This is a genomic window from Chryseobacterium sp. OSA05B (assembly GCF_019970065.1).
GTDB lineage: Bacteria > Bacteroidota > Bacteroidia > Flavobacteriales > Weeksellaceae > Chryseobacterium.
Genome location: NZ_JAHXYH010000037.1, coordinates 1 through 669 on the forward strand (window position 1 = coordinate 1; position 669 = coordinate 669).

1 protein-coding gene is annotated in these 669 nt (G+C 36.2%); it reads right to left on the bottom strand.

Annotation, left to right across the window (positions count from 1 at the left end):
• Positions 1-186: 186 nt before the first annotated feature.
• Positions 187-363, bottom strand: coding sequence for a transposase (locus LC419_RS23460; RefSeq protein ID WP_223609625.1), 177 nt, complete (start codon positions 361-363; stop codon positions 187-189).
• Positions 364-669: the final 306 nt, after the last annotated feature.

Sequence of the window (669 nt, forward strand, 5' to 3'; positions counted from 1 at the left end):
CCCTTATCAGTACTAATCAAAAGTATTAATTTCTGTTAATATTTTGTTGTTGTTTTAGGAAAAAGCGTTGGGTTTGCTTTGGCTTGCTGTCCATTTTTCCACATTACAGGTGACAATCCACCCAATGCATCGTGCAAACGATAGTGATTATAATCTTCGACCCATTCTTATGCTGTTTCTCTTATTTCATCCAGACTTGAAAATAAATATGCATTCTAACACTCCTTCTCTGAATGATTTATTCAATCGCTCTATCAAAGAATTCTGCGTAGGTTTTTCCGGCTGGATGTAAGCAAACTTGATATCATTCACCAAACTCCAGATATGGATAAGGTGAGAGATAAACTCCGGCCTATTGTCCATTTTTATGCTTTTTGGTTTTTCCGTAACGGCTTACCAAGTGTTTCAGAATCCAGACCACACGGCTACTTTTGATAGAATAGTCGGCTTCTATGTGCAATACCTTACGATTGTAATCATCTATAATATTAAAAGTCCTAATTTTTCTTCCGTTTTCTAAAATATCATTAATAGAGTCCATACTCCAACTCTGGGTAAAGCCTTGCGGAATGGATAGCGGTTCTTTTACTCTGGCGATCTTACGTTTTTTGGATTTTCTTCTAAAGATAATCCTGCCAGTTTATAAATCCTGTGAAGCCTTTTATGATT